The organism is Pseudovibrio sp. POLY-S9, from assembly GCF_001431305.1.
Classification (GTDB): Bacteria; Pseudomonadota; Alphaproteobacteria; order Rhizobiales; family Stappiaceae; genus Pseudovibrio.
Map to the genome: position 1 here is coordinate 76,866 of NZ_LCWX01000260.1, position 15,195 is coordinate 92,060.

17 protein-coding genes are annotated in these 15,195 nt (G+C 49.8%); 15 read left to right on the forward strand and 2 right to left on the reverse strand.

Features of this window, described 5'->3' with window-relative positions; all coding sequences use genetic code 11:
* The first annotated feature begins 168 nt into the window (after positions 1 to 168).
* From fliQ to PPL9_RS29415, 8 genes are all read left to right on the forward strand, one after another.
* Positions 169 to 435: a flagellar biosynthesis protein FliQ gene (fliQ, locus tag PPL9_RS29380; RefSeq protein ID WP_057466035.1), complete on the forward strand. Its 267-nt coding sequence runs from the start codon at positions 169 to 171 to the stop codon at positions 433 to 435.
* Between the two features lie 143 nt (positions 436 to 578).
* On the forward strand, positions 579 to 2,660 hold the full coding sequence (flhA, locus tag PPL9_RS29385; protein WP_057466036.1) for a flagellar biosynthesis protein FlhA: 2,082 nt from the start codon (positions 579 to 581) through the stop codon (positions 2,658 to 2,660).
* A complete protein-coding gene (locus tag PPL9_RS29390; protein ID WP_208989718.1) occupies positions 2,657 to 3,412 on the forward strand; it encodes a flagellar biosynthetic protein FliR in 756 nt (251 codons plus the stop codon). Before flhA ends, PPL9_RS29390 begins: the two co-directional genes overlap by 4 nt.
* A gap of 4 nt (positions 3,413 to 3,416) precedes the next feature.
* Positions 3,417 to 3,821 (forward strand): hypothetical protein, encoded by a 405-nt coding sequence (locus tag PPL9_RS29395; protein WP_057466037.1) that lies wholly within the window; start codon positions 3,417 to 3,419, stop codon positions 3,819 to 3,821.
* Between the two features lie 61 nt (positions 3,822 to 3,882).
* The gene (locus PPL9_RS29400; protein WP_057466038.1) at positions 3,883 to 4,365 is read left to right on the forward strand and encodes a rod-binding protein; all 483 of its coding nucleotides are present in this window, start codon (positions 3,883 to 3,885) and stop codon (positions 4,363 to 4,365) included.
* Positions 4,366 to 4,818 carry a hypothetical protein gene (locus tag PPL9_RS29405; protein WP_057466039.1) on the forward strand — a complete coding sequence of 151 codons (453 nt, stop codon included), beginning with the start codon at positions 4,366 to 4,368 and terminating at the stop codon, positions 4,816 to 4,818. It abuts the gene before it with no gap.
* Positions 4,819 to 4,824: 6 nt separating this feature from the next.
* Positions 4,825 to 5,316 (forward strand): flagellar basal body-associated FliL family protein, encoded by a 492-nt coding sequence (locus tag PPL9_RS29410; protein WP_057466040.1) that lies wholly within the window; start codon positions 4,825 to 4,827, stop codon positions 5,314 to 5,316.
* A gap of 25 nt (positions 5,317 to 5,341) precedes the next feature.
* On the forward strand, positions 5,342 to 5,677 hold the full coding sequence (locus tag PPL9_RS29415; RefSeq protein WP_208985675.1) for a hypothetical protein: 336 nt from the start codon (positions 5,342 to 5,344) through the stop codon (positions 5,675 to 5,677).
* Between the two features lie 51 nt (positions 5,678 to 5,728).
* Here the strand turns inward: PPL9_RS29415 and PPL9_RS29420 are convergent, their stop codons facing one another.
* Together PPL9_RS29420 and PPL9_RS29425 are read right to left on the reverse strand one after the other, a co-directional pair.
* Positions 5,729 to 6,409 (reverse strand): GntR family transcriptional regulator, encoded by a 681-nt coding sequence (locus tag PPL9_RS29420; protein WP_057466041.1) that lies wholly within the window; start codon positions 6,407 to 6,409, stop codon positions 5,729 to 5,731.
* Positions 6,410 to 6,672: 263 nt separating this feature from the next.
* Positions 6,673 to 6,885 (reverse strand): SlyX family protein, encoded by a 213-nt coding sequence (locus PPL9_RS29425; protein WP_057466042.1) that lies wholly within the window; start codon positions 6,883 to 6,885, stop codon positions 6,673 to 6,675.
* A gap of 452 nt (positions 6,886 to 7,337) precedes the next feature.
* Between PPL9_RS29425 and PPL9_RS29430 the strand changes: the two genes are divergently transcribed.
* From PPL9_RS29430 to PPL9_RS29460, 7 genes are all read left to right on the forward strand, one after another.
* Positions 7,338 to 7,781 (forward strand): MerR family DNA-binding transcriptional regulator, encoded by a 444-nt coding sequence (locus tag PPL9_RS29430; RefSeq protein WP_057466043.1) that lies wholly within the window; start codon positions 7,338 to 7,340, stop codon positions 7,779 to 7,781.
* 585 nt (positions 7,782 to 8,366) lie between these two features.
* On the forward strand, positions 8,367 to 9,956 hold the full coding sequence (locus tag PPL9_RS29435; protein ID WP_280139094.1) for an ABC transporter substrate-binding protein: 1,590 nt from the start codon (positions 8,367 to 8,369) through the stop codon (positions 9,954 to 9,956).
* Between the two features lie 127 nt (positions 9,957 to 10,083).
* Positions 10,084 to 11,094, forward strand: a complete 1,011-nt coding sequence (locus tag PPL9_RS29440; protein WP_057466044.1) for an ABC transporter permease subunit — start codon at positions 10,084 to 10,086, stop codon at positions 11,092 to 11,094.
* A 3-nt stretch (positions 11,095 to 11,097) separates the two neighbouring features.
* Positions 11,098 to 11,997, forward strand: a complete 900-nt coding sequence (locus PPL9_RS29445) for an ABC transporter permease subunit (protein ID WP_057466045.1) — start codon at positions 11,098 to 11,100, stop codon at positions 11,995 to 11,997.
* Between the two features lie 2 nt (positions 11,998 to 11,999).
* Positions 12,000 to 12,842: an ABC transporter ATP-binding protein gene (locus PPL9_RS29450; RefSeq protein WP_057466046.1), complete on the forward strand. Its 843-nt coding sequence runs from the start codon at positions 12,000 to 12,002 to the stop codon at positions 12,840 to 12,842.
* Positions 12,842 to 13,669, forward strand: a complete 828-nt coding sequence (locus tag PPL9_RS29455) for a dipeptide ABC transporter ATP-binding protein (RefSeq protein WP_057466047.1) — start codon at positions 12,842 to 12,844, stop codon at positions 13,667 to 13,669. Before PPL9_RS29450 ends, PPL9_RS29455 begins: the two co-directional genes overlap by 1 nt.
* A gap of 424 nt (positions 13,670 to 14,093) precedes the next feature.
* Positions 14,094 to 15,195 (forward strand): ABC transporter substrate-binding protein (locus PPL9_RS29460; RefSeq protein WP_244273502.1); only part of this gene is annotated, 1,102 nt, incomplete at its 3' end.

Consider the following 15,195-nt stretch of genomic DNA (forward strand, 5'->3'; position numbering starts at 1 on the left):
TGGCTCGATTGCAACGTTGGAAGACGGAACAAAAGTGGCTCTGGTGCCTGGTATTCAGATTTCGCGTCCTGCACCTGCTGCGACGACTGACACTGACACCCCTGCTGATACCGACACTCCTGACAAGTCCGATGCTACATCTTAATGGTGAAGTGAGATCATAAAGCAATGAATGAGGCAGATGCACTCGATATTGTGCGTACCGCAATTTGGACTGTGATTGCAGCAACTGGTCCCGCCGTTGGTGGGGCCATGTTTGTTGGTTTGATTATCGCTCTGTTTCAAGCGCTCACACAAATTCAGGAAATGACACTTACGTTCATTCCGAAGATTGTTGTGATCTTTATTTTGATTGCCATGACTGGCCCGTATATCGGCTCCCAGATATTCTCGTTGACCGAGATGGTCTACGGACGCATCGAATACGGGTTTTAAACCTGCTTTTTCAGGTTTGCCGCAACAAGCAAGGAGGGGATAGCTCACGCTGATTTCCCTCCAGACCACCCTCACACAAGCTTCCTTCTCCAATGTTTCGGCCTAAGTAGCGCAGTATGCTTATACCGAATTGAAGGGTGCGAATGTCTCAGACAGTGACGGGAATTGCTGCTCCAAACAGCAAACGTGATATTGGATTTGCAGTCGGAATTATCTTCATTCTGTCTGTGCTATTTCTTCCCATGCCAACGTTTATGATCGATTTCGGCCTTGCAATATCAGTTGCATTATCGGTTTTGATCCTGATGGTTTCGCTCTGGATCCAGCGTCCCTTAGAGTTTTCCTCATTTCCAACCATTCTATTGATCGCGACCATGCTTCGGCTTGCGCTGAACATTGCGACAACGCGCGTTATTCTGGCAAACGGCCATGAAGGTCCGCTCGCAGCTGGGTATGTGATCAACGGCTTTTCTCAGTTTGTCATGAGCGGTGATTTTGTCATCGGCCTCATCGTCTTTGCGATCCTTGTAACGGTGAATTTTTTGGTGATCACCAAAGGTGCAAGTCGTATCGCAGAAGTTGGTGCACGTTTTACCCTTGATGGAATTCCGGGCAAGCAGATGGCGATTGATGCCGATCTGTCTGCTGGTATGATTGATGACAAGGAAGCCCAGCACAGACGTGCGGAGCTGGAAGAGGAAAGCTCCTTCTTTGGTGCCATGGACGGCGCCTCGAAGTTCGTGCGCGGTGATGCTGTCGCTGGATTGATCATCACCGTTGTGAATATTTTGGGTGGCATCGTTATTGGCGTTACACGCTACAACATGGACTTAGCTGAAGCTGCCGACGTTTTCACGAAGCTGTCTGTTGGTGATGGTCTTGTTTCGCAGATCCCGGCACTGATCGTTTCTCTCGCAGCAGGTCTTCTTGTCTCGAAGGGTGGCACCAGAGGGTCAGCTGAGCAAGCTGTTATGGGGCAGTTGGCTGGATATCCGCGCGCGCTCGCTGTCGCGTCACTCCTGCTATTGTTACTGTCGCTACTTCCAGGCCTCCCATTCCTGCCCTTTGTGTTCCTGGGGGGCATCTTTGGATTTGCTGCCTATATTATTCCCAAAAGGGCGCAAGAGGCTCAAGCCGAACTTGCTAAAGCCGAGCTGCAAAAAGTTGAGATGCAGAAGGAAGTCAAGAAAGAGTCCGTGAAGGACAGTCTTGAACTTTCTGAGATTGAGATGCGTCTTGGCAAGCAGCTCACGGCCCGTCTATTGGCAGCAAAGCCTGAGATTGGAAACCGCATTAATAAGATGCGTAAGAAATTTGCTGAGCAATACGGGTTTGTGGTTCCAGAGATCAAGGTTACGGACAATCTCAACCTCGAACCGAAGAGTTACGAGTTCCGTATCCATGGTACGATTGTCGCTTCTGAGAATATCAAAGTTGGTGAACTGATGGTGATCGGTGGCAATCGGGAGCTGCCAGCTCTTCCGGGAACCGAAACCCGTGAACCTGCGTTTGGTATGCAGGCTATGTGGATCCCGACCGCTTTTGAGCATGAAGTAAAACGTCAAGGTTATACGACCGTCGATAACCTTTCAGTTGTGCTGACACATCTGTCTGAAGTGATCAGAAATAACCTGTCGCAGCTTCTCTCCTATAAGGATATGCGTAAGCTGTTAGATCGCCTTGATCCGGCTTACACACGCCTGATCGATGATATCTGCCCGCAACATATCTCATACTCTGGCTTGCAGGCCGTGCTTAAGCTGCTGCTTGCAGAGCGTATCTCCATTCGAAATCTGTCATTGATCATGGAAGCGATTGCGGAGATCGCACCTCATGCACGCAGACCTGAGCAAATTGCAGATCACGTGCGCATTCGCATGGCGACACAAATTTGTGGTGATATTGCCGGAGATGGAAGCCTGAAAGTTCTCCGTCTTGGTAATCGCTGGGACCTTGCATTCCATCAGGCACTTCGCCGCGATACAAATGGTGAAGTCATTGAGTTCGATATGGAGCCTTCGCAGGTTGAAGAATTCGCAAAAGACAGTGCTGAAGTTATTCGAGAGCATATCTCTGCAGGTCAGCGATTTGCTGTCGTGGTTGCTCCGGAAGCACGGCAGTACGTGCGCATGATCACTGAACGTATGTTCCCCGCACTACCAATTCTCTCTCATATGGAAGTGGCCCGCGGTGTTGATATCGAGGCATTGGGATCAATTTCGTGACCTTGGAAAATGCTCCTGAGGCAATCCTAAGTGTCTTCGTGGTCTTTTGCCGCGTCGGAGCATGCCTCATGGCCATGCCGGGTTTTTCGTCGCCACGTGTGATGATCCGTGTTCGTTTGTTTATAGCAATATCTGCAACCCTGGCGATCTCTCCTCTCATATTGGAGGTGGTTGAGCCGATCATCTCAGCTGCGCCTTTGGATGAGTTGCTGCGCATCATTTTTGTTGAACTGTTGATCGGACTGTTGATCGCAGCATTCGGACGAGCCTTCTTCGGAATGCTTCAGATGATGATTGGCGCGGCTGCAAATGCATCCAGCTTCAACCAGCCTGTCACTATTGTCGAAGAATTTCAGCAACTGCCACCATTGGCATCTTTGGTTACGCTCACTGCAACTGCTATGTTGTTTATCACTGGCGCGCACGCTGATGTCTTTGTTGGACTTGCTGAGAGCTATCGGACAATTCCGGTGGGGGGGGAATTTATTCCCGCAGCGGCGTTAGATCAGTTCTCAACCAAGCTGATGCAAGGCCTGTTGCTTGCCTTACGCATTACAAGTCCGTTTTTGATCTATGGCGTCGTTATTAACCTGACCTTGGGCCTCACCAACAGATTGATGCCTCAGATGCCAGTCTACTTTGTGGCACTACCTGTTGTTATGATGGGGGGACTTTTCATCCTCTGGCAGATCATTACAGAGCTGTTGCGTCTGTTCTATGCAGGCCTCGGCGACTGGTTGGTATTGCAGTAAAGCCATGGATAAAGCACGTGTCACACGCCTCCGGCGCATTATGAAGGTTCAGGAACAAAAAGAGCAGATGATCAAATATGACATCGCGGTTCTTGAAAGTGAGATTCAGCGTTGCGACGAAGAGAGCGAGGAGTTGGTCAGCCACTGGGGACGTCATGAAGGGGAATTGCGCGAAGTGATGAATCGGGCGATCTCCAGGCGTCTAGATACCAACAACAGAAACAAGTCTCTGAAGGAAAAGCATAAGGGCGAGTTGCTCGGCAAGTTGCTTGACCAGAAGAGGCAGACCGCCATGACTGAAAAGCATCATGGCAAAGCTCTGGTGTCTTATCACCGGACCGAAGAGAAAAAGCAGCTTCAGGAAATCGCAGAGCTGCAGGCAGTACCTAAGAAGGTCAGGTCCAGATAAGTCTGAGAAATTAGGGTCTTTCCAATTATAAATGCCCTTCTTTTGACTAGTGGGAGTGCTCATGGCCATTCAGCCTGTCAGCGATCTTGTTCTGGACGTAATAAATCAAGCAGACCCTTTTGAGGTTAGAGCTGCCACACGCTCTCTTAAGGCCCCCGCCGTTGTTTCAAAGGATCTGCCCGTCGCTGAGCCGTCATGGGCCTCAAGCAGCTTCTCCAGGTTTATGGCTGAGGCTGACACTGCTCAGGCAAGAGGGCAGGAGGGCGTTGAGAGCTCAAAGTCAATGGCCAACCGCTACTCCAAAAAGCTTGAGACAGCTGATCTTGGTGAGAAGTTGGAAAGTGCTGTCTTGCAGACCTTCGTGAAGTCCATGCTGCCCAAGGAGACTGAAAACGTCTATGGCGGCGGGACAGCAGGCACCATGTGGAAAGGCTTGATGGCGGAGCAGCTCGCAAACCAACTCGCTAAAACAGGTTCTCTTGGTCTGGCTGAAATGCTCCTGCCAGATACCATTCGTCCAACTCTCCCAAAGCAAGAGGCATAAATGTCTGAGATGATCGACAGTGAGCACAAGGAACTGGTTCCCCATGAGGAAAAACCAGTGGTTCAGGACACTGGGCAGCTTGATGACACCGACGCTTACATCTTGCCGGAAGACTACATTGCTCTTTCAAAAAGTATTGGGCGCGTAGACAAGCTGTTATCGACCGAGAATGAAGCTCTGGTCGGCAAAGGCGATATTGATCTGGAAGAGAGTGCCTATCTCAAAGGCCGCGCGATGCTTGATCTTGATATGGCAGGCAAGGCCGTTGGCCCTGAGAACTTGCCAAGCGAGATCGTTGTCCGGCTTCAGGAACTTCAGGAAAAGCTGGCAGTTAATATGAAGCTGCTGTCGACCCAGCTCAATGCTGTCAAAGAAGTATCTGGCCTCCTGTCACAAGTGATGAAGGATCATGACTCTGATGGCACTTATGAATCTCTGGTTGGAAGCTGGTAAAAACGTATGTTGAAAGTTCTCGTAACCGGAGTTTGGATCTGTCTCGTCACCGTCGGTGCAGCCTACTTTACAGCTCTGTACAAGACCGATTTTGACCCGATGCTGCAAAAGAATGCGCATTTGGAAGGACTGGACTATCAGAGCACACCGACCATCAACGTTCCGGTGCTCGAAGATGGCAAGATCCACGGTTATATTGTGGCGCAGTTTGTGTTCACGGTAGATAGTGAGCTGCTTGCAAAACTGGCGGTTCCACCTCATGCGTTCATCGTTGATGAAGCTTTCCGTATCATTTACAGTAAGGCTGACAAAGAGTTCGCCCAGCTGAAAAAATCTGACCTGAAGGAGTTGACTGACGAGGTCCGTGACCGCGTCAACGAACGCTTCGCGACAGATATCGTGCAGGACGTCCTCATTCAGGACTTTACATTCCATGTGCCTGCGAGTTTGAGGGACAACATTGTTGAAAATGCTGCCAAACAGGCCGCGGCTTCATAATGTATCGACGACGATGATTATCTAGATGAATTGCCAGTATAAAATTTTGCACCGAGCCGTTGGCGTAGTCGACGTACAGGACGAGGGACGTGATATCAGAGCAAACTCTGTGGTCGTCATGAGACCTGGAGCTGCTCCTCCCTCCTATGAGATCCTTTACGCCCCTATTAAGCTCACTCAGATGTCTGCGGGGATGGTCACAGGAATGACACCTCATGGTGAGGTGCGCTTGCGGCTCTCAGGCATTTACGGTGCAAAGCGTCCGGTAATTCAAACAGATCAGCCCTATTTGGTTCTGCTCGGGGCAAGCGGGCGCAACGCCCGGATTGATACCTTTAAAATGCCAAAGACTGAACAATAAAAAAGCGGAGCACAGGCTCCGCTTTTTGCTTATTGATCGCGATGTCTGAGTTCAGACGTTGTCGCCAGCCTTTTCAGCCTGCTTGACTGCAAAGTTGGTCAGATGATCCATCATCTCGACAGCTGCGGCTTCCGCCTTCTCTGCATCATTGTTTGCCAAAGCTTCAGCAAGCTTATGGTGGCGAATAGCAGAATCTTCGAGTTTCTCAGCACCGCGGAACGCGCTCCAGGCCCGGCGGCTCATAGTCTGCAGTGGAGCCACAGCGCGGGCTGTGAATGGGTTCCGAGAGACTGCACAAAGCACCTCATCAAAAACCTTATCTGCACGCAGGTAACCCTTTACATCGCCTGCACGGGCTTGTGCAAGGATTTCTTCAGCGCACTGGTGCAAAGCTTCGCGCTCTTCTGCAGTCGCACGCTTAACAGCGGAAGCAACGAGAAGCTGCTCCAAAGGCTTTCTGGTTTCCAGAACCAGAACGTACTCGGAAGTCTCAATCTCTGAAACGAACAGGCCTTTGCGTGGGCGAATAACGATCAGCCCTTCGGTTGAAAGGCGCTTGATGGCCTCGCGCACTGGGGTCCGGCCGATGCCGGTCCGTTCGCAAAGGTCACCTTCGGTCAGCGCCATGCCAGGCGCAAGGTCAAGGTTGACGATCAGCTCTTCAATCAGACGATAAGCTTTATCGGCAAGGCTCTCCTTTTTATGGGTCGCCAGTATCTGCTCAATAGCCATTGGGTTTCTTTCTCATCCAGGCTTTTTTGTTCTCAGGTGCTGTTCAAAAAAGGACAGCAGTGGCAGCCCTTATAGGCGGCGGAACAGAAAATTGTATTGTTCACTCTCGTAACGTTGAGTGATCCACGAAAAAAGGGCCTGCGTTCAAGCACAGCAGACCTGTCATCTCTTAATATCAGGTTTCCCCTTACCTGAGTATACCTATCTTTGCTGATGTTCAGCAGGAAAATAGTTTCCTCTTAGTATAGGAAAAGCCTGTTTGCTCAGTAATGTGGAGGTTTCTGGTTCGCAGGTGTTTGTTCAACCAGATCCTGAATATCAAGCAGGTGGTCCTTCATCTGTCCCATTGCTGAGACGAGTCGGTCAAGAACCTGTGCCTGATTGGAGACCACATCATTGAGTGTTTCGATCGTTTCGTTCTGGTGTGCGATATGCATTTCCAGTTCGTCGACCCGTTCCTCAAGACTCTTACTCATAACTTATCCTAGAGCGTATCTCCTTGAAGAGCCAATCGGTTCGCGAAAGAGGATACGCATACAAATAACTGAAATGACCTAAGCCAAAGGCAAGTTGCTTCAGTAGGCGTCGTAGGGGCAGGGGTCTTCCAAAACCTCAAACTTGTCAAGTCTGGGGAATGCGGCAGCGCAATAAAAATTCAAAAACACGCAGGATACGGATGTTCTATGGCATCTCTTGTGGGTTTATCCCGTTCTTTTTTATAAGGCGCTATCGATATCTCGCAATATTACCTATCTGGCTAATTGCAATATGTGTTGATTTCTGATGGTTATCCTATAGGTAAAGATTAGGAAGAAAACGAGAAGTCGTAAACGCAATGACAATTTGGTGATATAGTGTCGCCGTTATGGTAATGCTTTACGGCGACGTTAGGTAACGTCAATCAAGTTCTTCAATGTTAGGGGGATGCATGTCTGAGAGAAGAGAAGAAACGCTGAACCCTCTCGCGGAAGCGGAAAAAGAAACGGGTCACGCCGATCAGGAACTTTTTGGAATTGGCGATCTGGCTGAAGAGTTTGAGATCTCTACCCGATCCATCCGGTTTTATGAGAGTAAGGGTCTGATCTCACCTCAGCGCGTCAATGGTGTGCGTATCTATAACCGCAAAGACAGAGCGCGCCTGGCGTTGATCTTGCGCGGTAAGGCGATTGGTTCCTCTCTTTCCGAGATCAAACACTTCCTGGACCTTTATGGTCAGCACGGGGAAGGGCACCGCCAGCAGCTTGAGTACCTTGGATCTAGAACCGGGGAAGTGCTGAAAGAGCTGAGCGCGAGAAAAGAAGCGCTGGAAGTCACGATCTCCGAAATTCAGTCCATACATGACGAATGTATGGCTAAGCTTTCAGAAGAATAAAAACACTCCATAACCAGTTGGATAACAGGCTTGTGTGACACGCAAAACGCGTATCTGCAGGCCTGAACTCGTATAAGCTCCTGATAGTATTGTGCAAAAACTGTTTAAATAATCAAGTTCGATTCTAAAGTATAATTACGACACCGCAAATATGTGGTAAGAATACCTATGTAATTTCAGGTAAGTAAGAAGGAATAAAACAACCTGAGGATGCAGTTCTAGGTAGTCGTACCGATTAGACAGTGCTTCTGAAATTTTTAATTATTTCCGAAGTCAGAAACGAAACTTAATGTTCTAAAATCGACCATCGAAGAATTAATCGCATATGATTGTGCGATGTCGTTGATTTGGTTTGAGCTATGAGTGGGTAATCTCGTCGCGGAATTACGTGCAAGCCGAAATCGAAAAACCTGAAGAGTGTATCTCGCAGGGAAACCGCGTCATGCATCTTTATGTGGAGAAGACGGCCTTCCATCCTTCCGTTGCCGGAGTAGTCTCTCAAAGCCAAAATCCCTGAATAAACTGCAGCAATAAGCAGTGTTGAAGAACAACTGGAACAAGCAATAAAACGGAATGAGAATACCAATGTCCTTGAAAAAAAGCCTCTTGCTTGGTGGTAGCCTGTTCGCAGCAGCAGTTGTGGCTGGCCCTGTAATGGCAAAAACTCTCGTGTACTGTTCTGAAGGATCTCCGGAAGGCTTTACACCGTCTCTGTACACCGCAGGCACCACATTTGATGCAAGCTCGCGTCAGATCTACAACAAGCTGGTGGAGTTCAAGCCTGGCACAACCGAAGTTGCTCCGGCACTGGCTGAAAGCTGGGAAGTTTCTGAGGATGGCAAGGAATACACCTTCCACCTTCGCAAGGGTGTAAAATTCCACGACACAAAGTGGTTTACACCAACCCGTGATTTCAATGCCGATGACGTGATCTTCTCATTCGACCGTCAGGGCAACAAGGAAAACCCATATCATAACGTATCTGGCGGTACCTACGAGTACTTTAACGCCATGGACATGCCTGACCTGATCGACAGCATTGAAAAGATTGACGACTACACTGTCAAATTCAAGCTGACCCGTCCAGAAGCACCAATGATTGCGAACCTGGCGATGGACTTCGCCTCCATCCAGTCTGCTGAATACGCAGACGCAATGGTGAACAGCAAGGACACATTTGATCAGAAGCCAGTTGGTACCGGTCCTTTCCAGCTCGTTGGCTACCAGAAAGACGCTCTGATCCGCTATAAAGCAAACCCTGATTACTGGAATGGCAAAGCGCCACTCGACAATCTGGTCTTTGCAATCACACCAGATGCATCTGTGCGCTATCAAAAGCTTGCTGCAGGTGAATGTCAGGTGATGGCATATCCAAACCCGGCTGACCTGGATGCAATGTCCAAAGATCCAAACATCACCCTTCTGCAGCAAGAAGGTCTGAATGTTGGCTACATGGCCTACAACACCCAGCAGGCACCGTTTGATAATCCAAAAGTGCGTAAAGCGCTGAACATGGCTATCAACAAGCAGGCTATTCTGGATGCTGTGTTCCAGGGCGTAGGTCAGATCGCGAAAAACCCGATCCCGCCGACAATGTGGTCCTACAACAACGAAATCGTTGATGACCCATATGATCCGGCAGCAGCAAAGGCAGCCTTGGAAGCAGAGGGCGTCAAAGATCTGACAATGAAGATCTGGGCGATGCCTGTTCAGCGTCCATACAACCCGAATGCACGTCGTATGGCTGAAGTCCTTCAGGCAGACTTCGCGAAAATCGGTGTTAAAGTCGAGATCGTCAGCTACGAGTGGGGTGAGTACCTTAAGCGTTCTTCTGACATCAATCGTGATGGCGCAGTTCTGCTGGGTTGGACTGGTGACAATGGTGACCCGGACAACTTCCTTGCAGTGCTAATGTCTTGCGATGCAGTGGGCGGTTCCAACCGTGCGCAGTGGTGTAATGATGAATTTAATGATCTTGTTGTACAAGCCAAACAGGTATCTGACGTAGATGAACGCACAAGACTTTATGAGGAAGCTCAGGTAGTATTCAAACGTGAGGCGCCTTGGGCAACTATTGCGCACTCTCTTGTCTCTGAGCCGATCAGTGTTCGTGTTGAAAACTACAAGATTGATCCGTTTGGTGGCCATTACTTCTATGGCGTAGATCTGAAGTAGAAATAATTTTCCGCTGGACAATTTGTATCCCGGCGATGTATTCGCCGGGATACTTTTTTGGAAAAGTCTTCCATACCGCAAGTGGTGGCTTGCGGATAAACAATCCTCTGATTGGTGTGACTGAAGTATGCTTCGTCTCATATTAAAAAAACTGGGTTTGCTCATCCCGACCTTTATCGGGGTTACTCTGACCTCGTTCTTCTTCATTCGCCTGCTGCCAGGCGATCCAATTCTGCTCTTGGCTGGCGAACGCGGTGTAAGCCCTGAGCGCTATCAAGAACTTATGGTGCAGTTCGGCTACAATGAACCGATCTGGCAACAGTATTTCACTTACTTGGGCAATTTGGTTCAAGGCGATCTTGGCGTATCTATCGTCACAAAACAGCCTGTTCTTCAGGAGTTTATGACGCTCTTTCCGGCAACGGTAGAGCTTGGCCTCTGTGCAATTCTGTTTGCAATCGTCGTCGGGCTTCCTGCTGGTATTATCGCAGCTGTAAAGCGCGGTAAGGCGCTGGACCACACTGTTATGACAACAGCGTTGGCCGGTTATTCCATGCCAATCTTTTGGTGGGGCCTGCTGCTGATCATCTTCTTCTCCGGCATTTTGGGGTGGACACCTGTTTCAGGTCGTATCTCTCTGTTGTACTGGATTGAGCCTGTTACAGGCTTCATGTTGATCGACACATTGCTCTCAGATGAGCCAGGTGCATTCACCTCGGCTGTAAGCCATCTGATTCTCCCAACCATCGTTCTGGGCACTATTCCACTGGCAGTTATTGCGCGTCAGACGCGCTCTGCCATGTTGGAAGTTCTGGATGAAGATTATGTGCGTACTGCACGTGCAAAAGGCCTCTCCAACTTCCGTGTGGTCGGCATTCATGCTCTGCGGAATGCGCTTATTCCGGTCATCACCATTATTGGTTTGCAGATCGGCGTGCTGTTTGGCGGCGCAATCCTGACTGAGAGCATCTTCTCCTGGCCGGGAATCGGCAAGTGGATGGTTGATAGTATTTTCCGTCGTGACTACCCGGTTGTGCAGGGCGGTCTTTTGATGATTGCTGCAATCGTCATGATCGTGAACCTGATTGTGGACCTGATGTACGGTCTGGTTAATCCGAAAATTCGGCATACGGAGTAAATCATGGCTGACGTGACACAAAATTCCGGACCGGATACCCGGTTTGAACTTATCGTCAATTTCTGGAGACATTTCCGCACCAACAAAGGGGCTGTTGCGGGTCTGATCTTCTTCCTGACGCTTGTTGTGATTGCTGTGGGAGCAGCTTTTATTGCACCTCATTCACCAATCGAGCAGTATCGCGATGCGCTGCTCCTGCCACCAGCATGGCAGGAAGGTGGAAGCTGGTCTTACGTTCTTGGCACAGATGCTGTGGGTCGTGACCTGCTGTCTCGCCTGATTTACGGCAGCCAGTTCTCGCTATTCATTGGTGTGGTGGTTGTATCTGTTGCGCTTGTTGTTGGTGTGTGTCTCGGTCTGGTGGCCGGTACGTTTGGTGGTTGGGTTGATACCATCATCATGCGTATCATGGACATCATTCTGGCATTCCCGTCCTTGCTGCTGGCCTTGGTGCTTGTTGCTATTCTCGGCCCATCGCTCCTCAACGCGATGATCGCGATCGCAATCGTGCAGCAGCCATACTATGTGCGTCTCACCCGAGCATCAGTGATGTCCGAAATGAGCCGTGAGTATGTGATGGCCGCGCGTGTTTCCGGTGTTGGTACTCTGCGTTTGATGTTCGTGACTGTGCTGCCAAACTGTATGGCTCCACTCATCGTGCAGGCAGCGCTTTCCTTCTCCACCGCGATCCTTGATGCAGCGGCTCTGGGCTTCCTCGGTATGGGTGCTCAGCCACCTCAGCCGGAATGGGGCACAATGCTTGCTGAATCTCGCGAGTTCATCCTGCGTGCGCCATGGGTTGTCACCTTCCCAGGTATTGCGATTTTAACCATAGTGCTGGCAATCAACTTGATCGGTGATGGCCTGCGTGATGCTCTCGATCCTAAACTGAAGAGGAGCTGACGATGGCCCTTCTTGAAATTGAAAACTTAACGGTTGAATTCGACACGGTTGATGGACGTTTCCGGGCTCTGGATGGCGTGAGCTATTCCGTTGACGCAGGTGAAGTTCTTGCTGTTGTTGGTGAAAGTGGATCTGGTAAATCTGTAGCCATGTTGGCTGTTATGGGCCTGCTGGCCAACAACGGTCATCTGTGGGCGGACAAGCTGGAGTTCGAAGGCTATGACCTTCTGACCATGTCTGCAAAAAAGCGCCGCGAGATCATTGGTAAAGACATTTCCATGATCTTCCAGGAGCCAATTGCAAGCTTGAATCCATGCTTCACTGTCGGTGCTCAGATTGATGAGACCCTCAAAGAGCACACCAAGCTTAGCAGAACTTCTCGAAGAGAAAGGGCTATTGAATTGCTCGACTCTGTTGGGATGCCTGAGTCCGCGAAGGCGCTGAAAAAATACCCGCACCAGATGTCTGGTGGTCAGTGTCAACGTGTGATGATTGCTATGGCGATTGCGTGTAAGCCAAAGCTGCTGATCGCTGATGAGCCAACAACTGCGCTCGACGTGACCATTCAAAAGCAGATCCTTGATCTGCTCCTTGATCTGCAGAAAGAAAGCGGCATGGGCCTGATCATGATCACTCATGACATGGCAGTGGTTGCTGAAACGGCTGACCGTGTGGTGGTTCAGTACAAAGGCAAGAAGATGGAAGAGTCAGATGTTCTCTCACTCTTTGAAAGCCCGAAGAGCCCGTACACCAAGGCTCTGCTTTCCGCGCTTCCTGAAAACGCAACAGGTGATCGTTTGCCAACGGTCTCTGATTTTCACCTCGGCGATGAAGGAGCTGCATAATGGCTGACGATATCATCCTCGAAGCGCGTAATCTGGTTCGCGAATATCGCACCAAAGAAGGTATCTTTGGAAAAGAGCATGTTAACCGTGCTCTGAAGGGCATCAGCTTTAGTCTGGAACGCGGCAAAACGCTTGCTGTGGTGGGAGAATCCGGCTGTGGCAAGTCCACACTGGCGCGTATCCTGACTTTGATCGATCCGGCAACTGCAGGCGAGCTCCGTATTGAGGGCAACCCGATCGATATCTCAAAGGAAAAGCTGTCCAAGGACATGCGTTCCAAGGTGCAGATCGTGTTCCAGAACCCGTATGGGTCTTTGAACCCGCGCCAGCGTGTTGGTGACGTTCTGACTGAACCTTTGATGATCAACACCACCATGTCTCCAGCCGAGCGCCGCGACAAGGCGATGGAAATGCTGGTCAAGGTCGGTCTTGGTCCTGAGCATTTCAACCGCTATCCGCACATGTTCTCTGGTGGTCAGCGTCAGCGTATTGCGATTGGTCGTGCACTGGTTCTCAACCCGTCACTCCTCATTCTTGATGAGCCTGTTTCAGCGTTGGATCTGTCCGTTCAGGCTCAGATCCTGAACTTGCTGGCAGATTTGCAGGATGAATTCAACCTGACTTACCTGTTCATTTCCCACGATTTGTCTGTAGTGCGCTACATCGCGGACAAGGTCATGGTGATGTATTATGGCGAAGTGGTTGAGTACGGCACGCGCGACGAAGTGTTTGGAAATCCTCAGCATGAGTATACACAGACACTGTTCAACGCGACGCCTCAGGCAGACATCGCTCACATCAAAGCGCGGCTTGCTGCTTCTCACTAAGCTGATTGTGTAGTTTGAAAAATAAAAGGGCGGTTCCCATCGGGGAGCCGCCCTTTGTCATTTCATTAACGATTTTCCCAATTCAGTGCAATGTTGAAACAATTTCTTTGAAAAATGCGCAATTAAGAGGAGATTTTACCGAGAATTACGTATAAGGTACTCCCGTTTGCAGCTGTTGCATATGGGGTGTGCTGGGGAGGACACGATGCAGCGGAGGGGGGCTTATTTTGTGCTCTATCCGCGCTATTTCTTCCTGAAATCATTCTGAACATGGCTTCTTCTTTGAGGAGAGGTTCGTAGGCTTGAGGTGAGCCTGCGGTGTGGCGCTGCAAAATCCTATGAGAAGAACTGCATCAAGCAGCTTCGATAAATGATCAAAGGCCTTGGCTTTTGCATTCACTTTAGGTGATTGGGGACACGAGAAATGAAAAAATCAATTCTTATGGGCAGTGTGTTGGCTGCAACAATGGCGTTTGCTGCACCAAGCATGGCCAAAACACTGGTATACTGCTCAGAAGGTTCTCCTGAGGGCTTCACACCAGCGCTCTACACAGCAGGCACAACATTTGATGCGTCTTCCCGCCAGATCTTCAACAAGCTGGTTGAATTTGAGCGCGGTACAACAAGCATTGCTCCAGCACTGGCTGAAAGCTGGGACGTATCTGAAGATGGTAAGGAATACACCTTCAAGCTGCGTAAGGGCGTAAAATTCCACACCACCAAAGACTTCACTCCAACGCGTGATTTCAACGCGGACGACGTGATCTTCTCCTTCGACCGTCAGGGCAACAAAGAAAACCCATACTTCAGCGTTTCCGGCGGTAACTACGAATACTTCAACGCAATGTCCATGCCTGATCTCATCAAAGAGATCGTGAAGGTAGACGACTACACTGTGAAGTTCGTTCTGACCCGTCCAGAGGCTCCAATGATCGCAAACCTTGCGATGGATTTTGCTTCCATTCACTCTGCTGAATACGCAGAGAAGATGATGGACAATCAGGATGCATTCGATCAGAACCCTGTTGGCACCGGCCCATTCCAGCTGGTTGGTTATCAGAAAGATGCGTTGATCCGCTATAAAGCAAACCCGGATTACTGGGCTGGCAAAGCACCAATCGACAATCTGGTATTCGCGATCACTCCTGATGCGTCCGTGCGCTATCAAAAGCTGAAAGCTGGCGAATGTCACGTAATGCCTTATCCAAACCCAGCTGACATTGCAGCAATGAAGGATGATCCATCGATCAACCTCATGCAGCAGGAAGGCCTGAACGTTGGGTATCTGGCTTACAACACCAAGGTTGCACCGTTTGACAACGTGAAGGTCCGTAAGGCTCTGAACATGGCTGTCAACAAGCAGGCAATTCTGGACGCAGTGTTCCAGGGTGCAGGTAAAGTGGCATCCAACCCAATCCCACCAACCATCTGGTCTTACAACGCTGACCTTCAGGATGATAAATACGATCCGGTTGCTGCAAAAGCAGCTCTGGAAGCGGAAGGCGTTAAAGATCTGAAGATGAAGA

What these genes read in the sequence shown, in the direction of transcription:
- PPL9_RS29455 (WP_057466047.1), top strand. Translation starts at nt 12,842, where the DNA reads ATGGCTGACGATATCATCCTCGAAGCGCGTAATCTGGTTCGCGAATAT.
- PPL9_RS29405 (WP_057466039.1), top strand. Translation starts at nt 4,366, where the DNA reads ATGTCTGAGATGATCGACAGTGAGCACAAGGAACTGGTTCCCCATGAG.
- PPL9_RS29415 (WP_208985675.1), top strand. Translation starts at nt 5,342, where the DNA reads ATGAATTGCCAGTATAAAATTTTGCACCGAGCCGTTGGCGTAGTCGAC.
- PPL9_RS29430 (WP_057466043.1), top strand. Translation starts at nt 7,338, where the DNA reads ATGTCTGAGAGAAGAGAAGAAACGCTGAACCCTCTCGCGGAAGCGGAA.
- fliQ (WP_057466035.1), top strand. Translation starts at nt 169, where the DNA reads ATGAATGAGGCAGATGCACTCGATATTGTGCGTACCGCAATTTGGACT.
- PPL9_RS29395 (WP_057466037.1), top strand. Translation starts at nt 3,417, where the DNA reads ATGGATAAAGCACGTGTCACACGCCTCCGGCGCATTATGAAGGTTCAG.
- PPL9_RS29445 (WP_057466045.1), top strand. Translation starts at nt 11,098, where the DNA reads ATGGCTGACGTGACACAAAATTCCGGACCGGATACCCGGTTTGAACTT.
- PPL9_RS29400 (WP_057466038.1), top strand. Translation starts at nt 3,883, where the DNA reads ATGGCCATTCAGCCTGTCAGCGATCTTGTTCTGGACGTAATAAATCAA.
- PPL9_RS29420 (WP_057466041.1), bottom strand. Translation starts at nt 6,409, where the DNA reads ATGGCTATTGAGCAGATACTGGCGACCCATAAAAAGGAGAGCCTTGCC.
- PPL9_RS29410 (WP_057466040.1), top strand. Translation starts at nt 4,825, where the DNA reads ATGTTGAAAGTTCTCGTAACCGGAGTTTGGATCTGTCTCGTCACCGTC.
- PPL9_RS29435 (WP_280139094.1), top strand. Translation starts at nt 8,367, where the DNA reads ATGTCCTTGAAAAAAAGCCTCTTGCTTGGTGGTAGCCTGTTCGCAGCA.
- flhA (WP_057466036.1), top strand. Translation starts at nt 579, where the DNA reads ATGTCTCAGACAGTGACGGGAATTGCTGCTCCAAACAGCAAACGTGAT.
- PPL9_RS29440 (WP_057466044.1), top strand. Translation starts at nt 10,084, where the DNA reads ATGCTTCGTCTCATATTAAAAAAACTGGGTTTGCTCATCCCGACCTTT.
- PPL9_RS29450 (WP_057466046.1), top strand. Translation starts at nt 12,000, where the DNA reads ATGGCCCTTCTTGAAATTGAAAACTTAACGGTTGAATTCGACACGGTT.
- PPL9_RS29425 (WP_057466042.1), bottom strand. Translation starts at nt 6,885, where the DNA reads ATGAGTAAGAGTCTTGAGGAACGGGTCGACGAACTGGAAATGCATATC.